Origin of the sequence: Mesorhizobium sp. M7A.F.Ca.CA.004.06.1.1 (genome assembly GCF_003999135.1) — a bacterium.
In the GTDB taxonomy this organism is placed as follows: domain Bacteria; phylum Pseudomonadota; class Alphaproteobacteria; order Rhizobiales; family Rhizobiaceae; genus Mesorhizobium.
The window spans coordinates 1-1,564 of record NZ_RZPQ01001049.1 but is presented as its reverse complement, the minus strand read 5'-3'; the positions used below and the strand labels follow the sequence as shown (position 1 = coordinate 1,564).

2 protein-coding genes are annotated in these 1,564 nt (G+C 62.0%); one reads left to right on the top strand and one right to left on the bottom strand.

Annotated elements, in window-relative coordinates:
- On the bottom strand, nucleotides 1–486 hold a 486-nt coding region (locus EN906_RS33675), incomplete at its 3' end, for a tetratricopeptide repeat protein (protein ID WP_127375753.1).
- Between the two features lie 214 nt (nucleotides 487–700).
- Here EN906_RS33675 and EN906_RS33670 point away from each other — a divergent pair.
- On the top strand, nucleotides 701–1,564 hold an 864-nt coding region (locus EN906_RS33670; protein WP_127375754.1), incomplete at its 3' end, for a polysaccharide deacetylase.

The following is a 1,564-nucleotide window of genomic DNA, read 5'->3' as shown; positions in this document are numbered from 1 at the left end:
GGTGTCGGATGTCAGCGCCTCGACACGGCTGGAGACGTCGGCAAAGGAACCATGGTCGACGAGCAGCAGTGCTGCCCGCAGCCGCGCCATGTCGCGAATTCCCTGGGGAATGGCCGTATCCGCGGCGACTTCGTCGAAATCCTTGACGGCGGCGGGGACATCGCCCTTGTTCGCTTTGACGGTCGCGCCGCGCATGCGGGCGAGCAGCGGATAGGCGCCGTAGCCATCCTTCTCCAACTGATCGAGCGCAGTCAGCGCCTCATCGTTCTTGCCGTCATTGGCGAGCTTCAGCGCCTGCGAGAACGCATCGCCCGAGCGGTTGGCGCGCGTCTCGTCCCAATAGCGATAGCCGACGAAGGCGGCAGTGCCGAGCACCACGAGGACCGCAACGACAATCAAGGCCGGGCCAAAACGGTCCCACAGCGCCTGTGCCTGCTCGCGACGGATCTCGTCGTTGACTTCACGGATAAAACTGTCGTCGGACATCAATCAAACCATTCCTGCCCGGTCGGGCCCTTTGTCAGCCCGCGTTTTAGCGAAATTTTGCCGGCATGGAAGGGGTTCAACCGGAAAATCGCCTATTGTCCGGGGCAAACGGATGTTTGCCCCGGACAGGCAGCCGAAAAGACCAATCGCACCCACGCCACATTTAGGCGATAGCCGGCTTGCAGACATTCCCCGAGTGAAGATCAGATTGCCTATGCTTCGTCCGTTCCGCGTTGTTGCGTTTTCGCTTGCGGCACTCGCCGCTGCCGGTGGGGCTTTGGCCGATCCACCGGCGCCGGCAAAGCCGAAACAGGTCGTCATCATCTCGTTCGACAGTGCCCGCGACATTTCGCAGTGGAAACGCAGCCGGGCACTGGCTGAGCGCACCGGCGCGCACTTCACCTATTTTCTCTCCTGCGTCTTCCTGCTGTCAACGGAGACACGCAAGGAATACACCGCACCGGGCAAAGGCGCCGGCAAATCCAACATCGGCTTTGCCGCCTCGAAGCAGGAAGTCACCGAGCGACTCGAACAGATCGGCCTTGCCGCGCATGAAGGCCACGATATCGCCAGCCATGGCTGTGGCCATTTCGACGGCAAGGACTGGAGCAAGGCCGACTGGCTGAAAGAGTTCAGTTCGTTCGAGCACATTCTCGAGAACGCCTATGCGATCAACGGCATTGCACCCGAACCACAGGGCTGGCGCGATTTCGCGCGGCATGCGGTGGTCGGCTTTCGCGCGCCGTATCTGTCGACCGGCAAGGCGCTCTATGAAGCGCTGCCGGCGGCCGGATATCAATTCGATGCCAGCGGCGTCTCGCAAGGCCCTGCCCGACCGACGGCCAGCAACGGCATCGTGCACTTTTCGCTGCCGCAGATTCCGGAAGGACCGAAGTCACGGCCGGTGATCGCCATGGACTACAATCTCTATGTCAGGCATTCCGGCGGCTTCGAGCGGCCAAGCCAGGCGGACGAGTTCGCCAACCGGACCTATGCTGCCTTTCGCGCCGCCTTCGACAAGCAGTATGCCGGCAAGCGCATTCCGCTTGAGCTCGGCTTCCACTTCGCGCTGATGAAT